At 39.6% G+C, this 17,782-nt stretch carries 15 protein-coding genes; 4 read left to right on the top strand and 11 right to left on the bottom strand.

Annotated features, from left to right (window positions below):
• Positions 1–200: 200 nt before the first annotated feature.
• The 7 genes from dapF to CQA63_RS07855 form a co-directional block, all read right to left on the bottom strand.
• Positions 201–989 (bottom strand): diaminopimelate epimerase, encoded by a 789-nt coding sequence (gene dapF / locus CQA63_RS07885; RefSeq protein WP_104700479.1) that lies wholly within the window; start codon positions 987–989, stop codon positions 201–203.
• A gap of 14 nt (positions 990–1,003) precedes the next feature.
• Entirely contained in the window at positions 1,004–1,609 is a 606-nt protein-coding gene (gene coaE / locus CQA63_RS07880) for a dephospho-CoA kinase (RefSeq protein ID WP_233706657.1), read from the bottom strand.
• A 16-nt stretch (positions 1,610–1,625) separates the two neighbouring features.
• Complete coding sequence (locus tag CQA63_RS07875; protein WP_104700477.1) at positions 1,626–2,414, bottom strand: spermidine synthase; 789 nt, start codon at positions 2,412–2,414, stop codon at positions 1,626–1,628.
• A gap of 210 nt (positions 2,415–2,624) precedes the next feature.
• Positions 2,625–3,308 carry a homeostatic response regulator transcription factor HsrA gene (gene hsrA, locus CQA63_RS07870; RefSeq protein ID WP_104700476.1) on the bottom strand — a complete coding sequence of 228 codons (684 nt, stop codon included), beginning with the start codon at positions 3,306–3,308 and terminating at the stop codon, positions 2,625–2,627.
• A 46-nt stretch (positions 3,309–3,354) separates the two neighbouring features.
• On the bottom strand, positions 3,355–4,113 hold the full coding sequence (locus CQA63_RS07865; protein WP_104700475.1) for a polysaccharide deacetylase family protein: 759 nt from the start codon (positions 4,111–4,113) through the stop codon (positions 3,355–3,357).
• Positions 4,110–6,677, bottom strand: coding sequence for a flagellar hook-associated protein FlgL (gene flgL, locus CQA63_RS07860; RefSeq protein ID WP_104700474.1), 2,568 nt, complete (start codon positions 6,675–6,677; stop codon positions 4,110–4,112). The genes CQA63_RS07865 and flgL overlap by 4 nt, the downstream gene beginning before the upstream one ends.
• A gap of 171 nt (positions 6,678–6,848) precedes the next feature.
• A complete protein-coding gene (locus CQA63_RS07855; RefSeq protein WP_104700473.1) occupies positions 6,849–7,295 on the bottom strand; it encodes a hypothetical protein in 447 nt (148 codons plus the stop codon).
• Between the two features lie 85 nt (positions 7,296–7,380).
• Here CQA63_RS07855 and CQA63_RS07850 point away from each other — a divergent pair, with 85 nt between their 5' ends.
• The 4 genes from CQA63_RS07850 (at position 7,381) to carB (ending at position 12,951) form a co-directional block, all read left to right on the top strand.
• The gene (locus CQA63_RS07850) at positions 7,381–7,761 is read left to right on the top strand and encodes a RidA family protein (protein ID WP_104700472.1); all 381 of its coding nucleotides are present in this window, start codon (positions 7,381–7,383) and stop codon (positions 7,759–7,761) included.
• Positions 7,762–7,773: 12 nt separating this feature from the next.
• Complete coding sequence (gene sppA, locus CQA63_RS07845; protein WP_104700471.1) at positions 7,774–8,655, top strand: signal peptide peptidase SppA; 882 nt, start codon at positions 7,774–7,776, stop codon at positions 8,653–8,655.
• The gene (gene purU, locus CQA63_RS07840) at positions 8,652–9,488 is read left to right on the top strand and encodes a formyltetrahydrofolate deformylase (protein ID WP_104700470.1); all 837 of its coding nucleotides are present in this window, start codon (positions 8,652–8,654) and stop codon (positions 9,486–9,488) included. Before sppA ends, purU begins: the two co-directional genes overlap by 4 nt.
• 157 nt (positions 9,489–9,645) lie before the next feature.
• Entirely contained in the window at positions 9,646–12,951 is a 3,306-nt protein-coding gene (carB, locus tag CQA63_RS07835) for a carbamoyl-phosphate synthase large subunit (protein ID WP_104700469.1), read from the top strand.
• Here the strand turns inward: carB and CQA63_RS07830 are convergent.
• The 4 genes from CQA63_RS07830 to CQA63_RS07815 all read right to left on the bottom strand — a co-directional run bounded on the left by CQA63_RS07830 (position 12,941) and on the right by CQA63_RS07815 (position 17,767).
• Positions 12,941–14,092, bottom strand: a complete 1,152-nt coding sequence (locus CQA63_RS07830) for an aminotransferase class V-fold PLP-dependent enzyme (protein WP_158655506.1) — start codon at positions 14,090–14,092, stop codon at positions 12,941–12,943. The genes carB and CQA63_RS07830 overlap by 11 nt on opposite strands.
• Before the next feature lie 2 nt (positions 14,093–14,094).
• Complete coding sequence (gene oadA / locus CQA63_RS07825; RefSeq protein ID WP_104700467.1) at positions 14,095–15,894, bottom strand: sodium-extruding oxaloacetate decarboxylase subunit alpha; 1,800 nt, start codon at positions 15,892–15,894, stop codon at positions 14,095–14,097.
• 71 nt (positions 15,895–15,965) lie between these two features.
• On the bottom strand, positions 15,966–16,712 hold the full coding sequence (yaaA, locus tag CQA63_RS07820; RefSeq protein WP_104700466.1) for a peroxide stress protein YaaA: 747 nt from the start codon (positions 16,710–16,712) through the stop codon (positions 15,966–15,968).
• The gene (locus tag CQA63_RS07815; protein WP_104700465.1) at positions 16,709–17,767 is read right to left on the bottom strand and encodes an RsiV family protein; all 1,059 of its coding nucleotides are present in this window, start codon (positions 17,765–17,767) and stop codon (positions 16,709–16,711) included. The genes yaaA and CQA63_RS07815 overlap by 4 nt, the downstream gene beginning before the upstream one ends.
• Positions 17,768–17,782: the final 15 nt, after the last annotated feature.

The following is a 17,782-nucleotide window of genomic DNA, read 5'->3' as shown; positions in this document are numbered from 1 at the left end:
AAGTGAGAGATTCACTTTTGACTTCACTCGTATTGCTTTGACTTTGATTTATAGAAGTGGGGGTTTGGGAGTGTTTTTGAGTATTGGAATGTTTTGTAGGGTTGTTATGAGTAAGGGGAGATTCTAGCTTTGAGGTGCTACTATCCCCCCCCCCCCGCTAAAAGGTTTAAACGTTAATGGCATGGCTTACCTCCGGGTTGTTATAATAACCATTCGCAACGTGCAATAGCTTTAACTGCACCCTTAAAAAGAATGTGCGAATCTTCATTTACCCTAAGCTCGAGTATTTCCTTACTTGGGGGAATGAGTTTAGCATATCTGCTGCATAGATTATTCTCAAAAGCCATAACAAAAGCCGCAGCCGCTCCTGTGCCACAACTCAAAGTAATATCCTCTACCCCGCGCTCATAACTCATATAAAAAATCTGCTCTTTTTGAGCAAAAACAAGTGTGATATTTGCATTATATTTTACGCGCAAAGCACGCAAGCAATCATCTTTTAGTTTAGGCAAATCACCCATTTGAGAAACAAACCCAACCAAATGCGGCACCCCCGTATCAAGCAATGTCCAAGAGGAGACCTTATAAGGATTAGATTCTATAATATTCCCTCCAAGCACACTCCAGCCACCCAAATCACTTTGCACCAAAGATGTATTACTTGTATCCACCTCTATGCCAATAAGCCCCACTGCGCTTAAAAAGCTATGTTTGCTAGGAGCAATGCCTTCCATATAAGCATAATGCCCCACAGCTCTGCTCGCATTACCACACATATTTGCACAAGAACCATCTGCATTATAAAACTCCCATTCATACGCATATGGCTTATTTGCAGCAGGAATCAGCACAACCATACCATCAGCCCCTATGCCATTATGCCTATCGCACATACTTTGCGCTAGGCTTGGGCGAGTGCCATCATTATGCAAAGCATTATGAAAAATCAAAAAATCATTTCCACTGCTGCTGTATTTCATCACCTCCATATTTCACTCCTTAGCTAAGAGCCAATAGGCGGGAGAGAGCGAATATAAGATTCCACCCTTTGCTGTAATGCGCGGATAGAGCCATCATTACCAATAATATCATCAGCTAAACGGCATTTTTCCTCAATAGGCATTTGCGCATCTAAACGTGCTTTTGCGTCCTCAAAGCTTAGATTATCGCGTTGCATAATACGCTCTATAGCCTTAGCCTTTGGGGTATAAACCACAAGCGAACGTGCTACAGGATAAGTATCTTTACCCCCTACTTCAAAAAAAAGCGGAATATCTAAAAAATACCACGCACCCTTCTCTTCTAATTTAGCTGCTTTTGCAAGTATGCTTTTATGGATATGAGGATGGAGAATGGATTCAAGCTTTTGGCGCTGCTCTAATGAGGCAAAAACGATTTTACCAAGTTTCTTACGATTGACTTTGGCATTTTCATCTTGAATCTCATCTCCAAATGCAGCAATAACCTCAGAACTATGCTCATCAAGCACTTCATGGGCAAGACTATCAGCACAGATACTTTTATACCCATAAAGTGAAAAAAGGCTAACTAATGTGCTTTTACCACTCCCTATTGAACCTGTAAGGGCAATTGCAGATGATAATTTCATTATTTTCCTTTTATGCTTAAAAACATGCGATATTGCTTAACTTTTGAAGCAAGAAATTTGGTAACACAAATGCACCCTCATGGATATGGGCATTATAATACTGCAATGGTGGAAGAAGGTCTATCTTTTGCAAAAGCATATCTGCACACGGGTGAAAACTCTTAGAAGCAAAAATATAACTTTTATTGCTCATAATGCTAAATTGCGGATAAAAAGGCATAATAATTTTAAAAAAATCTCTGTATTGGGCTATATTATCTAAAAACTCTTTTTCCATAAGAAGTGGGTGGTGACTGCGTGCAATAAGTATGCCCTGAGCATTTAGCATACGCGATAAACCATCAATCTGATGCTTGTGAAGCAAAGTATCTGCAATAATCACATCATACTTTTTAATATCTAAATCTATGACTTGCTCAACCAATGTAAAAGCCGCATTATTCATCACATCATGGAAATGTGGAAGAAAGCTCATAAGCGAATCTAGGCTTTTTCTATCCCCCTGCACACAATCAACCCTCACTCCATGTTTTAAGCATTCATGGGCAATCTCAAGATTAAAGCTATCAAAAAGCAAAACATGCTTTGGCTCAGGGATAACACATAAGGGAATATGTGCAAGAAGCTCAGATTCTATAAAAAGATATTGAGAGGAGATAATATCTTTTTGGTCAATCATTGCTATTTGGTCAAAATCCATACTTTTAAAAATCTCTACAATATGCGTGCTGCGGGAGTCAAGTATTTTTGTATCAATAGTGTATTCTTGTCTAAAATTTGGTGTAAGCTCTGAAACAATCCACATAAAAACCCTTTTGGAGTGGTCTTCAATATAATCTATAGTTTATAAGAATCTTAAATAGTGGTAACTCCCCTGCAGGTGCTTATGGCACATAAACTCACAAGATGCTCTGCTGTGTTCCCACCCTGAAGCGTTGTCCCATCGAATCTATTGCATAAGTCTGCAAGGAAGCAGAGGAATTATAGCTACTAAGCGCTTAAAAGTGATTGAAAGTTAGGCATCGGTAGGTTTTTTAGGATAGCAAAAGCGATAACCCCTGCGACGTACCGTTTCTATTGTGCCAATATTAAGAGGTTTATCCATTTTCTGGCGAATCTGATTAATAGCCACTTCAATCACATTGGGTGTTACAAGTTCAGGCTCCTCCCAGATAGCATCAAGCAATTGCTCTTTTGAAACAATTTGATCGCGATGTCGTGCAAGATGTGTAAGCACCTCAAATGGCTTGCCTTTCACTTCAATTTCCTGCCCTTTATAAGTAATCTTCTCTTCATCAGGATTAATGACTAAATCCTCAATCTCAATCACACTTGAACCCCAGAAACGCAATCTCGCCTGAATTCTAATCAAAAGGACTTGTAAGCTAGCAAAAGGCTTAGGCACAAAATCATCTGCACCTTCTCTAAAAGCTTGTATTTCATTATCAGCAGAAGTTTTATTGGAGATAACCACTACCGGTGTGCGAGGGGATTTTTCTTTCACTTGGGAAATAATATCAAGCCCACAGCCATCGGGTAAGCCCCAATCAGTGAGCACTAAATCATAGTTACGAATGCTAATGTAATATTCACCATCCTTTAGATTCTCAGCGACATCGGTTTGGTAGCTATGTTCATTAAGCATTTCTGCGATACTCTTGCATAAGCTCGGGTCATCTTCAATGACTAAGATTCTCATTTCTCTTCCTCTCAATACTTAAATTTAGCTTCGATTATAGCATATATTATAAAAATATTTTGCCAATTCCAAAATTTCGCGTGCTTGAAGTAGCAAATAACACCCTTTTTAGCCAAAACAAGCTATCTTTCATATCATAACGTTTGAGGGCATCATTATTTTGCGTAATTTCATTTAAGCCTTTGTCCATGGTGTAAAATGCCTCATAACCCATACTTTTAGCAGTTCGTAACAAACCTTGATTATAATTTCCATCTGGCCATGCTAAATGTTTTGTTTGGACATCAAGCTTTTCTTTAATGAGCCGTTTTGAGAGTTCAAAATCTTCATGCCAAGAGAGAGAAATAATATTTGAAAACTGATAGGTATGCGTCATAGAGCCTATACTAAAGACATCTTGCATTTGCCTAAGCTCATTCCAATTACACATCACGCTTCTTGCATTATTTAGCAGTGCATTTTTGCATTCATTATGCGGTGTGGGGATATACTCCGCCTCACTCTTAGAGGCTTCATCAACCCACTCTGTAACGACAAACAATCCCGCCTTCACCTGATATTTTTTGAGAATCTCATAAGCATTGATGTGTATATCACGCCATGCTCCATCAAAGCTAAGTAAAACGCACTTTGCATGGAGCATTGAGCTATCTTGCTTAGCGGCAATCACATCATCAAGGCTTAAAAACTGAAATGACTTTTTCTGCATATATTGAATCTGCTTTTCAAAATTAAGCAATGAAACACTATAGGGCTCTTGCATATCGCGGATATGGCTATATCGCAGTATAGGAATACATATCATAAATAATTCACCAAAGACATTTGATTGATGCGGCTTGTAGAGGCGAGTACGGCATTATAGTTTGTCGTAAGATTAGAGAAGTGATTATAAGTCTGGGCAATATCTGTACCAATGACATCGCTCTTAATAGATTCTATCTGCACCCTCAAAACTTCATTACGTCTAATCACATTCTCAAAACTCCGACCATGCGTGCCATTAAGGGCAATCATCTTTTCAATATGATCTTTTAAATGCCCAAAAAGCTCAATGCCATTTTGAATCCCTTTATTACGCATTTGATCGGTATATTCTTCTCCATACGCATCAGGGCGATACACACCTGAGCGGACTGCCTGAATAATGCCATCAAGCGAATGGAAAAAATCTATATCAGGCTCATCAATAACAAGGGCGTTATTTGCATTAAATGTAAGCGAAGAGCGGTAATTACGAATGCCCTGCTCGCTAAAGTCATTACTTGAGCTATCATATATCATAAACTTCATACGCGAAACTGAACGCATTTCATCAGCGATTTCAATGCGTCCATCACGGCTTAAATACGCACTTATGCGACCTTTTGTTTGCTCTAGCATAGCCTCATACATCTTTTTCCCCTCTTGGGTAGGGACGCCATTTTGAGCTTGGGCATTCTTATAGGTATCCATGCTTTGATTGCTATAATTAAGCGCAATACTTATGGCATCAAGCAATTGACGATATGTTACATCATCAGCCTTGCTTACACTCACAGCAGGAGGCTCATCATGCGGGTTATAAAGCGGTATAGAAAACTCCGCTTGTGATTTAGAATCTGTTATATCAAAGTCTGCATTAGGGATTATAAGATAACTGCCTTTGTTACTAAATTCAATACGTGCATTCACAACAATTCCATTATGATCATCTAATGCGAGATTATAAGTTTGCCCATCAAGACTCCCACCTGCGACACTAGAGAGCTTTGTTTCTTCATTAGCATAGCCCATACCACTTGATAATATCTGTGATACATTAGAGATAAGCTTTGAACCTTGATTATCAAAACTTAATCTATCATATTCGCTCTTATAATCCTGCCTCAAGCCCTTTGTCTCTAAGCCCATTTGATTAAGTGTAGTAAGGGTTAAACTAAAGCCACTTGGTCCATTAAACGGCGGATCCATCATATCCCTATCTTTATGGCTCACATTCATATCGCGCAAAACAAGCTGCCCACGTATAATCTCCCCCTCTATGTTTCCGCCAAAATGCTGCTTAATCATAGAGAGTAAATCCTGCACTTCTAAATCATCATCAACTTGGATATTTAAATCTCCAATAGATTCTTCATTAATACTTCCATCATCGCGGTTAGGGCGAGTCCCGCTAATAAGCAGAGTACTCACATCTTCAGCTAATACATCTTTAAGCTTAGTGCGCAAGGTAGCGGGGAAATTATCTTTAGTAAGAAAAGTTGAGGGAAAAGTCAAGTTGCGATGATCATAATTATCTTTAATGGCTTTTAGAGAGCTTTGTGAGAATGCTCCCATAAATGGGCTTTTTTGAAAGCTAGTAACTCTTGCTCCAAGTGCAGGTAAATCATCAAGATTCTCTACATCTACATCGCTTGATATGAGATGAAAATCCAAATTTGCATTTCCGGGTTGGAGGTTTTTAATCTCAATTTCTCCCCAAAAATTCATACCCACATCGACAACTTTATTTTTACTTGTATTGCCAAATTCCTTTCCAATCCTATCAAGTAAATCTTGCACTTTGGTGGCATTATTGACATTTTTATAGCCTACATCAAATTCAAACTTACTCTTAAAGCTGCTCCCATCAGGGCGTACTCCGCGAAGATAGAAGTATTCTTTGCCATTATTGCTGGTATCATCATCATTATCACCTAGCAAATCCCGCAACGTATCGCCAGGTTTAATATACACTTCCTCAGGTATATCCCCTCGGCGAATCCTATCCATAATGTCATTATTAAGCTTGGTTTGATTGAATTTGCGAATATTTGTCGTAATACTTTTATGGTGGTCAGAATCTCTCCCAAAGAATAACTCTTCACCCGTGATATTATAAGGTATGGGGTTGTTATTACTCACTAATGCCTCAAGCCTCTCCCCATTGCCCTTATATGTGCCATCTGGCTCAAATGGGCGAACTTTCACATTGCTTCCAGCAAAGAGAAATTCCCCACCAATGGCAGTATTAGCAATATTAATCATATGCTCTTTTAATTTCTCTAAATCCCTTGCTATCGCCTCGCGTGAAGTGGGGGAGTGAATATCATTTGCAGCTTGAATAAGCTTTGTATTAAATTGATCTGCGCTTTGAGAGAGCTCCGATAGCGCTTTGTCTGTGTTAAGCGTTGAAGTATGAGCATAATTGCTTACATCTATGCCTTGGTCTAAATTCACTTTCTCATATTCAAGCTTGAGATTCTGATTAAATACACTGCTATCTTGATACCCATATTGAATCTTCAACCCCGAAGCAATTTTGGTATTCATATCTGTAAGTTTGCTTTGCATGGTGCCTTGATAATAATTCATTTGGTTGTATTTTGTGCCAAATGTAACCCTCATTGCGATTACCCTACCTTATTTTAATGTTCTTGCTCTCTTGCTTAAGATCCCTTAAATAAACAAATCCTCATCAAGTCTATATCGACCATTATTTGATATGGAAGCAAAAATAATGCCTTAATTCCCTAAGCCTAAATTAAGCGTGCTTTAAGTGCATTTTCAAAGTGCGCTTTAACGCATAATATCAAGTATCTCCTCATTTTGCTCATAAATAATCTTACTCTTGTCCCATTCAAACTCCCCTTCGCGTTTTTTTGGCGCTTGGGAGCTTTTTACCTGCTCTACATCTATAATCTGCTCCTTGCCTCTAATATAAATAGTCGTTGTGAAATCACCTATATGACTTGTGTGGCTATCATATTGATTTAAAGTAGAGCCACCCATTATGTCAGATTCATTTTTACCAAGTAGCTCCCTTGGGATCGGTAAAGTCCTCACTTTCCCATCTCTTCCTATCTCCATAATCCCAAGTAATCTCCCCGTTTTGTGATTGATCATTAAAGTTTGATTCGATTTAAGATTCAGTTCTATACGTTCAATGCTATCAAAATCCAATACCATATTATCTGCTAAGGCAGTTGAAATCATCATGCACCATATAGCACACATACGCCACATATATCGCTCCTTGCGTGGATTCCAAACCTGATTTAAAGTTTAGTGTTAAGATTATAGCTTAACTTTGCTTTTTAAAGGACTCTGAATGCAAACAATCACGCCAGTAAGCACTTCCAATGCCCCACAAGCCATTGGTCCATATAGCCAAGCTTGCATTTATAATGGCATCATTTATACTTCAGGGCAGATTGCCCTTACGCCGCAGGGGATATTCCTAGAGGGGGATATTAGAACTCAAAGCAAACAAGTATTAGAGAATCTAAAGGCGATATTAGAATCTCTCAATAGCGGTTTGCATAAGGTGATAAAAACAACGGTATTTTTAAGCGATATGGAGCATTTTAATGCCCTAAATGAAGTCTATGCACAATATTTTGGTAACCACAAACCCGCACGTAGCACCATTGCAGTAAAAACTCTACCCAAAAATGCACTTGTTGAAATCGAGTGTATCGCCACTCTTTAAAAGGCTTCACTTATGGAATCTCTACGCAAGCTTTTACGCATATTTACCGCACCACTTGATTTTATTAATAAATATTTCAAAACCTTTGTATTTCTTTTTATTGTGCTTTTAGTTTGCCTCCCAAGCCGGGATTTTGAAAGCCAAACGCCCCCAAACCTTGCAAAACTCTATCTCAATATGCCCATTTATGAGAGTGAGAGCTTTAATGCGCAAGTTACAAAAATTATAGAAAATAAACATATCAAGGGTGTGCTTTTAATTATTGATTCACCCGGAGGCACGATAGGCGCAAGCATTGAAATTGCAGATATGATTAAACATCTTTGTGAAAAGCTCCCTGTTATCGCATATGTGCGCGGTTCAATGGCAAGCGGAAGCTACTATGCAGGTATGTATGCTAAAGAAATCTATGCAAATCGTGGTGCGCTTATTGGCTCAATTGGCGTGATTTTCAATGGATACAACATTGAAGAGCTTATGAATAAATTAGGCGTTAAGGAGCAAGGTATCAAAGCAGGGGCATATAAAGAAATGGGCACTATTACTCGCAAATGGAGTGAGCAAGAAGAGGCTTTCCTTAACGCACTCATACAAGAGCAATACACAATGTTTTGGCAAGATGTGCAAAAGGCACGTCCAGAGCTTGCAAACAAAGATTATCATACCTTTGCAGAGGGTAAGGTATTTTCAGCCTATCAAGCACAGGCTTTAGGTTTAATAGACCAAGTAGGCTCCATAGAAGATGCCATAGAATCACTCAAAAAGCATGCAAATATCACACAGCCTATATGGCTTAAAAAAGATAAATTTGAAGCCTATATGGATAAATTTTTAGATTCTGTAAGCTCTAAAGTGCTCTCTCTTAGCCTGCCATCACTCAAAGCAAGTTTATGAGCACTCAATGCACGATTCTTATTAGCGCACCTGATAAAAAGGGTTTAGTTTATCATATCTCATCAGTGCTTTATAAGCTTGGGCTTAATATCGAACGCAATGATGAGTATGTAGATAAAGGCAATATGCGCTTTTTTATGCGCACACACACTTGTGGGGAAATAAACGAAGCGATACTTCAAAAAGAGCTAGAAAGTATCTTACCGCCTCACAGCACACTTAAAATCCAAACATGCCAAAAGAAAAACATTATCATTCTTTGCACAAAAGAAAACCACTGCGTTGGGGACTTACTTTTAAGGCATGATAGCGGGGAACTTTATGCGAATATTCAAGCCATCATTAGCAATCACAACACACTTCAACCCCTTGCAGAGAAGTTTAATATACCTTTCTTTCATATCCCTGCTGATAATCTTAGCAGGGAAAGGCATGAAGCAAAACTCTTAGAAGTTATTTCTCACTTTGATAGCGAATATCTTATTCTTGCTAAATATATGCGGATTCTCACGCCTGCTTTTGTCTCACATTTTAAGGATAGAATCATCAATATCCACCATAGCTTTCTCCCAGCATTTATAGGAGCAAATCCATACAAACAAGCCTATGAACGAGGTGTAAAGCTTATAGGAGCAACCGCACATTTTGTGAATGAAAATCTTGATGAGGGACCCATTATCACGCAAGATGTGATACATATCAATCATAGCTACTCATGGCAAGATATGCAAAAGGCTGGACGTGATATTGAGAAAGCTGTGCTTTCACGCGCACTTTTGCTTGCCCTAGAAGATAGAATCTTTGTGCATAACAATAAAACAATTATTTTTTAACTTCCACTCTTAGCCCATCTCTTTACTCTCTTCTATCCTCACTTTTTATTATATGCTATCCCTTGCCATAAAGTGCGTTACTTCTCTATAAAGTAGGCTTAAATATACTTTAGATACAATCGCACACAAACCACACAGCATTATTAAAGGATTCCTTATGCCTAAACGTACCGATATTTCTACCATTCTTCTTATTGGTTCAGGTCCTATCATCATAGGACAAGCTTGTGAATTTGACTATTCAGGCACGCAAGCGGTAAAAACGCTTAAATCCTTAGGCTATAAGGTTGTACTTATTAATTCTAACCCTGCTACGATTATGACAGACCCAGACTTTGCTGATAGGACTTACATTGAGCCCATTACTGAAGAAATTATCGCAAATATCATCACTAAAGAAAAAGTCGATGCGATTTTACCCACCATGGGCGGGCAAACTGCACTAAATGTCGCTATGAGTATGTATGAAAAGGGTATGCTAGAGGGTATTACATTTTTAGGGGCAAACCCTAAAGCCATTAAAAAGGGGGAGGATAGACAGGCTTTTAAAGAAGCTATGCTAAAAATTGGCATGGATTTACCCAAATCGCGTTATGCCTATACAGAGGAAGAAGCTCTCAATGCCGCCAAAGAGATAGGATTCCCCCTTATTGTACGTGCAAGCTATACGTTAGCAGGTGGAGGCAGCGGAGTAGCATATAATATTGATGAATTCAAAGCTGTGGCAAAAAGTGGCTTAGAGATAAGCCCTATTAATGAAATACTCATTGAAGAATCCTTACTTGGCTGGAAAGAATATGAAATGGAAGTTATCCGCGATAAAAATGATAACTGCATTATTGTATGTAGCATTGAAAATTTAGACCCCATGGGCGTACATACAGGAGATTCTATAACCATAGCCCCTGCCCTTACTCTAACGGATAAAGAATACCAAAGAATGCGCGATGCAAGTTTTAAGATATTGCGAGAAATTGGCGTAGATACAGGCGGGAGCAATGTGCAATTTGCCATAAATCCACAAAATGGCAGAATGACGGTTATTGAAATGAATCCACGCGTATCAAGAAGCTCTGCGCTAGCTAGCAAAGCTACAGGCTATCCTATCGCTAAAGTCGCCACAATGCTTGCTGTAGGCTTTAACCTTGATGAGATTAAAAACGACATCACAGGCACGCCTGCTAGCTTTGAGCCTAGCATTGATTATATTGTTACTAAAATCCCGCGCTTTACATTTGAGAAATTCCCTAAGGCAGATTCCACACTCACTACAAGTATGAAATCTATAGGTGAAGTTATGGCAATAGGAGGGAGCTTTAAAGAATCTTTGCAAAAAGCAATGTGCAGCCTTGAAACAGGACTTTTTGGCTTTAAATGTATGCAGGCTGATATAGAAACTATCAAAAAAGAAATCCGCCGCCCTAATGCAGGGCGATTACTCTATATCGCTGAGGGTATAAGGCTTGGCATTCATATTGATGAAATACACGAGTTGTGCAAGATTGATAAATGGTTTTTAAAGCAAATAGAAGAAATAGTGCAAGCAGAGAAGCGCATAAATGCTGAGATTCTAAATGATAGTGCTTTAATGAGGAGCATAAAAAGCTATGGCTTTAGCGATAAGATGATAGCCCATTGGCTAAAGGCTAATGATAATGTTGAGATGAGTGAGTCTGAAGTCTATCAAGTGCGCTGTGAGCTTAATGTGAAAGCCCATTATAATGAAGTAGATACCTGTGCTGGGGAGTTCCCAAGCTTAACGCCCTACTTTTATTCCCATATTGGAGATTATAGCTATATAGATGTTACACCAGAAAACACTTGTCCAAAAAACTCTTGTCCTCCGTCACAAAAGGTGTTGATTATAGGAGGGGGACCAAACCGCATTGGACAGGGGATTGAGTTTGATTACTGCTGCGTGCATGCAAGCTTTGCACTAAGAGATATGAGCATAAAAAGCATTATGTATAACTGCAACCCCGAAACCGTGAGCACAGATTATGATACAAGCGATACACTTTACTTTGAACCTATTGACTTTGAGCATGTGCGCGCCGTGATAGAGAGAGAAAAGCCTCAAGGCATTATTGTGCATTTTGGAGGGCAAACCCCGCTTAAACTCGCTCATTCCCTGCAAAAAATCAGCGCCCCCATCATTGGCACATCAGTCAAAGCCATAGATATAGCCGAAGATAGAGAAAAGTTTGCAAATTTTGTGAATGAATTAGGGCTTAACCAGCCTCAAAATGGCATAGCTTATGAGAAAGAGCAAGCCTTTGGGATTGCCCACAAAATAGGCTTCCCTATCCTTGTACGTCCAAGCTATGTGCTAGGCGGGAGGGCTATGAAAATTGTGTATGATGATGAAGAGCTCAAAAAATATATGGATGAAGTCATTGCCGTGAGTGATAGCTCACCTGTGTTGATTGATAAATTCTTAGAGCAGGCAAGCGAATTTGATGTGGATTGCGTAAGTGATGGGAGAGAAGTATATATCGGTGGCATTATGGAGCATATAGAGGAAGCAGGCATACATAGCGGAGATAGTGCTAGCTCTTTGCCTGCGGTAAATGTCTCTAGAGCTATGCTTGAAGAAATCATCAACACAACGACAAAAATCGCCCTTAAATTAGGTGTGGTGGGGCTTATGAATGTCCAATATGCGATATTTGAAAATAAGCTTTATCTTATTGAAGTCAATCCCCGTGCTTCGCGTACTGTGCCCTTTGTGAGCAAAGCTACAGGCGTGCCACTTGCTAAAGTCGCCACAAGAGTAATGTGGCATTATGCACAACAACAAGACACACAAGGTATTTTACAAGAAGCCCTAAGATTCTATGATAAATATCAAAAGGTTGATTTCAGCTCTACTCCGCTTAAGCCTAAAGCTTTATCTTATGTGTGCATTAAGGAATCTGTCTTTCCTTTCAATAAACTCCCGGGGGCAGATTTACTGCTAGGACCAGAGATGAAAAGTACAGGGGAGGTTATGGGTATAGGTAGGAATTTCGGGCTAAGCTTTGCTAAAAGTCAATTAGCTTGTAAAAATGCATTACCCCAACAAGGAGAAATCTTCCTCTCTTTGGCAAATTGTGATAAAAAGGAGGGTATCGCCCTTGCCCGTGGATTTATAGAGCTTGGATTCTCCATTTGTGCTACAGAGGGGACTTATCGTGTTTTATGCGCAGAGGGTATAAAAGCCACGCATATCCTTAAAGTAAGCGAAGGTCGCCCAAATATCATTGATAGTATGACCAATAATCAAATCAGCCTAGCCATTAACACAAGCGACCAGCACTCTAACAAAGAAGATTCACTGCTCATACGTACGCAAATTATTAAAAACGCTATCCCCTACTTTAGCACGCTTTCTGCTGCGTATGTGGCATTAGAGGCAACTAAATGTATGAAGAGTGAGAATATTAATGAAGCTTGCGCACTGCAAGATTACCTTAACTCTTAGCTAAAGAAGCTACTGCCTGCAGTGTGTAATCTATCTCTTCTATGCTATTAAATGCCCCTACACTCAAGCGCACACTCCCCCCAAGCTCAAAGCTCCCCATACTTTTGTGTGTCAAAGGTGAGCAATGCAAGCCCGCACGTGTGAGTATGCCAAACTCTCTATCAAGCATTAAACCCACTTCTTTAGGGGATTTGCCTTTAATATTAAAAGAAACATTCCCCACGCATTGTTTAGATTCTATACTATACAAAATGACATTATCACACTCGCTTAATCCCCAATAAAGCCGCTTATACAGAGACATTTCATACGTATGCAATGCCTCTATGCCGCCATTTTGCTCTATCCACTCTAGCCCCGCCTTAAGCCCAGCAATAGCACACATATTTGGCGTGCCACTCTCATATTTATCGGGTAAAAAAGCAGGCTGGAGACTCTCTTCACTCTTTGAGCCACTCCCTCCCTGCATAAAACTCTGCAATCTTGCTTCATCAAAGCTTGGATTAAGGCTCATAAAGCCAAGTGCACTTGGAGCATAAAGCCCTTTATGACAAGAAGCACAAATAATATCTGCATCATCCGCCCTAAGAGGCAAATGCCCCACTGCTTGAGAAGCATCAAGTATGAAAATCACATTGTGTTTCAAACAAAGGGCATAAATGTCTCTAATAGGTAGCACCGCCCCGCTGACATTATTAGCATACACACATACACACACTTTAGCCCCTTTTAGGGCAGATTCTAAACATGAGAGATTGAGAGTGCATGTAGGTGTAGCTGGGATTTGAGTGAGTTTAATATGACGAGTAGAGCTTAAGTGCATAAGTGGTCGCATAACGCTATTATGCTCTAAATTTGTGCTTACAACCTTATCCCCTACTCCAATCACCCCATAAATGGCTGCATTAAGCATAGCCGTTGCATTTGCACCAAATATAATTCTCTCTTCTCTCTCCTGCCCTAAAAGCTTTGCTAAAGAGAATCTTGCCTCATAGAGTATCTGCCCTGACGCGATAGAGAGGCTATGGGCACTCCTTGCGGGGCTAGAGCCAATCTGTGTAAGATAAGTATGTACAGATTCTATAACACAAGGGGGCTTGGGGAAAGAGGTAGCCGCATTATCAAGGTAAATATATTTCAAGCTTATCCGAGTAGCATAATGGCTACATCACTCCCTATTTGCATACCTTGAGTAGCATAAATCTCTTTTATCACGCCATCAATGGGCGATAATACTTCATTTTCCATTTTCATAGCTTCAACTATCGCCAATGTATCGCCTTGTTTGACCTTATCGCCTACTTGAACTTTGATTTTGGTAAGTGTGCCGGGCATAGGAGATTTGGCATGCCCGGGTGCAGTAGCTTGAGGAAGTGTCCCACTTTTTGGCTCTTTAAGAATCTTCCCCTCTAAAGAGGTATCAACACTCTCAACAAATACTTCCTTCAACTCACCATCAACACGGATAAAAAACGGACGCACTTCATCACTCTTCTCTCCGCTCCCCTCTACCTTAATGCTATAATGCTCGCCATTTACCACTATCTCAAATTCTTTAGGCAATTTATCATCACACTTTTCTTCAAAAGATTCTAAAGGCTCTGGGGTTAATGTATTACTATTGCGCTCTTCTAGGAATGTCTGGGCGATTTGATTAAACATAGCAAAAGATATGACATCTTGTGGGCTTTTAGCAAATGTAGAGCTTGCCTCTTTGGCTTTTGGTAATTCAGGCTCTAACAAATCCGCAGGACGCACATTAATAATCTCTTCATGCTCACTTAGCACCTTTTTTAGCAAACTCTCACTCAAAGGCGCTGGAGTGCGACCATAGAGCCCCTTAACCACATTACGCGTTTCTGTAGTAATAGTCTTATATCGCTCCCCCATAAGGACATTAAGCACTGCTTGAGTGCCGACAATCTGGCTTGATGGCGTAACTAAAGGCACATAGCCAAAATCCGCACGCACGTGGGGAATCTCACTCATCACTTCTTCCATTCTATCAAGGGCATTTTGCTCTCTAAGCTGATTAGCCATATTAGAAATCATACCTCCGGGAATTTGATTGACCAACACTCGCGTATCAATTTGATTATATTGAGATTCAAATTTCTTATATTTACGTCTATTTTTGCGCAAAATCTCTGCTGCTAACTCCATTTGTGCTATATCAAGCCCGCTATCCCAGCTTGTCCCCTTTAGAGTAGCTACCATAGATTGCGTGCATGGGTGGCTTGTACCCTCACTCAAAGCAGAATTTGCCAAATCAAGCACATCAACCCCCGCTTCGACAGCCTTTAAGTGCGCACCAAAGGCAAAGCCCGCCGTTGAATGCGTATGCAAGCTTAAACTCACTCCTATTTCTTCTTTAAGCGCTTTGACTAAATCATAGGCTGCAAATGGTGCAAGCAAACCTGCCATATCTTTAATTGCAAGTGAATCACAGCCCATTTTCACAAGCTCTTTAGCATAATCTACAAAGCTTGCTATCGTATGTATAGGCGAAGTCGTATAGCAAATCGCTCCTTGTGCGTGTTTGCCATATTTTTTCACACTCTCAATGGCTTTTTGAAGATTGCGTGGATCATTAAAGGCATCAAAGATTCTAAAAATATCTATACCTCCCTCACAAGAGAGTCTCACAAATTCCTCCACCACATCATCAGCATAATGCCTATAGCCAATGAGATTTTGCCCCCTTAAAAGCATTTGCAAGGGAGTTTTAGGGCAGACTTTTTTAAATTCACTCAATCGCTCAAATGGGTCTTCTTTGAGATAACGCAAGCATGTATCATAAGTCGCCCCACCCCACACTTCTAAGCTATGAAACCCTATAGAATCAAAAATCTTTGCTGCCTCAATTAAATCCTCTGTGCGCATACGCGTGGCTAAAAGGGATTGATGTCCATCACGCAAGCTATTTTCTGTAATTCTTATCATGCTTCCACCTTTTCTTCAAATTCTTTCTTAAGATTTTATCGCATTTGTTCCCATAAACATACAATCTCATCTTAAGAGCGTATGTCATATGTTAATATTGTAGCATTTTGGAGCTGCTTGAAGTCTATGAGTTTGAGAGAGGGAAATTCTAGCTTTTCAAGCTCGCTCGTGCTTGTAATGCCCATTTGAGCTAAAGTCCTTACATATAATCCTCGATAAAATTTTGCATAATGGCTTAGCTTTTTGGCATTTTTTAAAAACTCCACTTTATGGCAATGAACACTAGGGCTATAGGCTTTCATATATATTTCTGGGCGCAAATCAAGCACTTGGCTATCCTTAAAATGCGCATCAAGATAGGCTTTTAAGCCCCTATAAAGCGTCTTTAGCTCAAAAGCCCCCACTCCCTTACCTTGATGAAGATTATAATAAGGCAAATACTCCCCTGCCTGCACCGCACCAAAAAGATTGCTAAAAATATAAACATTCTCACAAATATAGGCTTTAGCCCTAGTATCTAAATGCTCAAAATCAAGGGCTTTATAGGCTACGCCATTATAGAGCTCTATCGCTTGTATTCTTGGTGTGTTAAGGATATTTTGGCATAGGGCTAAAGTGTGCATATCAAGGGCTTTGCTCCCAAAAAGTGTAGCTATCTTACTCTCAGGGGCATGCATAAGATACTCTCTATATGCCTCTAAAGCAGCCCTAATAGGTGGAAGCAAGCAAGAATCTTCCCCTAATGCCTTATGAAAATGGCTCTTATGCAAATCTTGGGGGATAACTTTCCCCTCACTTGGGGCAAAAAGTATTTTCATTCAAATAAATACCCATAGGGCGAATGTGTTTGAACATAAGGCTTTAATGCGCTAAAAGGCAAGGAGACTTTAATGATGCCGGCTGAATATGGTGCTATATCATATTCTTGCCATACAAATACAATGCCCTCATCACTTACAAAAAATACTTCCGGTATATCAATCTCTTCAAACTCAAAAAATGTATCTTTACTATAGTGCTTCTCTAGCTCGCTCACAAGCAAGGTGCGCACTTGGCTTAAAGATCCCTCCCTAAAGAGAGTGCTAGCATTTTGAGGAAGGCTCTGTGCATTGTGAATATCAAAAGCCTGCATTTTTAATAATGTACTTCCGTGCGCCCCGCCATTATATTCTCTTATACTATCGCTAAGGACGATGATTTTATCATCTATATACACAACGCTTTGGTCATGTATGTCTTGTATATTCCATGTAATGCTTTTATCATAATCTTTTGCTACCTCTTGGGCTAAGGAGTGAAGCAAGGTGGCTTTATCTTCATTGGCGCCTAATGCTCTATTTATCTTATCGCATACTTGCTTTTTTAATTTCTCTGTGCATACTATCTGGCTTCTTACAAGCACTTTATGATATTGCGTATTGCTAGAATCATTCTTGTTATAAAAAGAGGCAAAAAAGCTTCTTACTTCATTTAAGGGTAAATCCCTATCTTGGCTAAAGATAAGCCAATCTCCATCTTGTGCCTTTATCTTAAGCTTTAAAATACCCTTATCTTTTGCAAAGCCTACTTTGTCTATTTCATAGCGATTTCTTACAAATACTCCATTATCCATATATGCTAAATCAAGCATTAAATGCGGCGAATGATAAATATAAGCATATGCCTTTAATGCACTCTTATCTGCGTTATTATCGCTCCGCATTACAAAGGTGCGTCTCTCATGGCTATCAAGTCTAAGAAATTTCTCAAATTGTGCTTGATTAAAATACTGAAATTCAACTTCTTTTTTAGCCTTTTGACAACCCACAAAATACCAACTCACACAAATGACACATATTACATAGCTTATGTAGCGCATTTTCTTCTCACTCATTAAGTTACCCTGCCC

Origin of the sequence: Helicobacter marmotae, assembly GCF_003364255.1 — a bacterium.
GTDB classification, from domain to species: domain Bacteria; phylum Campylobacterota; class Campylobacteria; order Campylobacterales; family Helicobacteraceae; genus Helicobacter_C; species Helicobacter_C marmotae.
Note: the sequence above shows the minus strand (reverse complement) of the source record. Positions and strands in the feature narration are given on the sequence as shown.

Coding starts and splice junctions, on each gene's coding strand:
- dapF (WP_104700479.1), bottom strand. CDS start 989: ATGGAGGTGATGAAATACAGCAGCAGTGGAAATGATTTTTTGATTTTT.
- coaE (WP_233706657.1), bottom strand. CDS start 1,609: ATGAAATTATCATCTGCAATTGCCCTTACAGGTTCAATAGGGAGTGGT.
- CQA63_RS07875 (WP_104700477.1), bottom strand. CDS start 2,414: ATGTGGATTGTTTCAGAGCTTACACCAAATTTTAGACAAGAATACACT.
- hsrA (WP_104700476.1), bottom strand. CDS start 3,308: ATGAGAATCTTAGTCATTGAAGATGACCCGAGCTTATGCAAGAGTATC.
- CQA63_RS07865 (WP_104700475.1), bottom strand. CDS start 4,113: ATGATATGTATTCCTATACTGCGATATAGCCATATCCGCGATATGCAA.
- flgL (WP_104700474.1), bottom strand. CDS start 6,677: ATGAGGGTTACATTTGGCACAAAATACAACCAAATGAATTATTATCAA.
- CQA63_RS07855 (WP_104700473.1), bottom strand. CDS start 7,295: ATGTGGCGTATGTGTGCTATATGGTGCATGATGATTTCAACTGCCTTA.
- CQA63_RS07850 (WP_104700472.1), top strand. CDS start 7,381: ATGCAAACAATCACGCCAGTAAGCACTTCCAATGCCCCACAAGCCATT.
- sppA (WP_104700471.1), top strand. CDS start 7,774: ATGGAATCTCTACGCAAGCTTTTACGCATATTTACCGCACCACTTGAT.
- purU (WP_104700470.1), top strand. CDS start 8,652: ATGAGCACTCAATGCACGATTCTTATTAGCGCACCTGATAAAAAGGGT.
- carB (WP_104700469.1), top strand. CDS start 9,646: ATGCCTAAACGTACCGATATTTCTACCATTCTTCTTATTGGTTCAGGT.
- oadA (WP_104700467.1), bottom strand. CDS start 15,894: ATGATAAGAATTACAGAAAATAGCTTGCGTGATGGACATCAATCCCTT.
- yaaA (WP_104700466.1), bottom strand. CDS start 16,712: ATGAAAATACTTTTTGCCCCAAGTGAGGGGAAAGTTATCCCCCAAGAT.
- CQA63_RS07815 (WP_104700465.1), bottom strand. CDS start 17,767: ATGAGTGAGAAGAAAATGCGCTACATAAGCTATGTAATATGTGTCATT.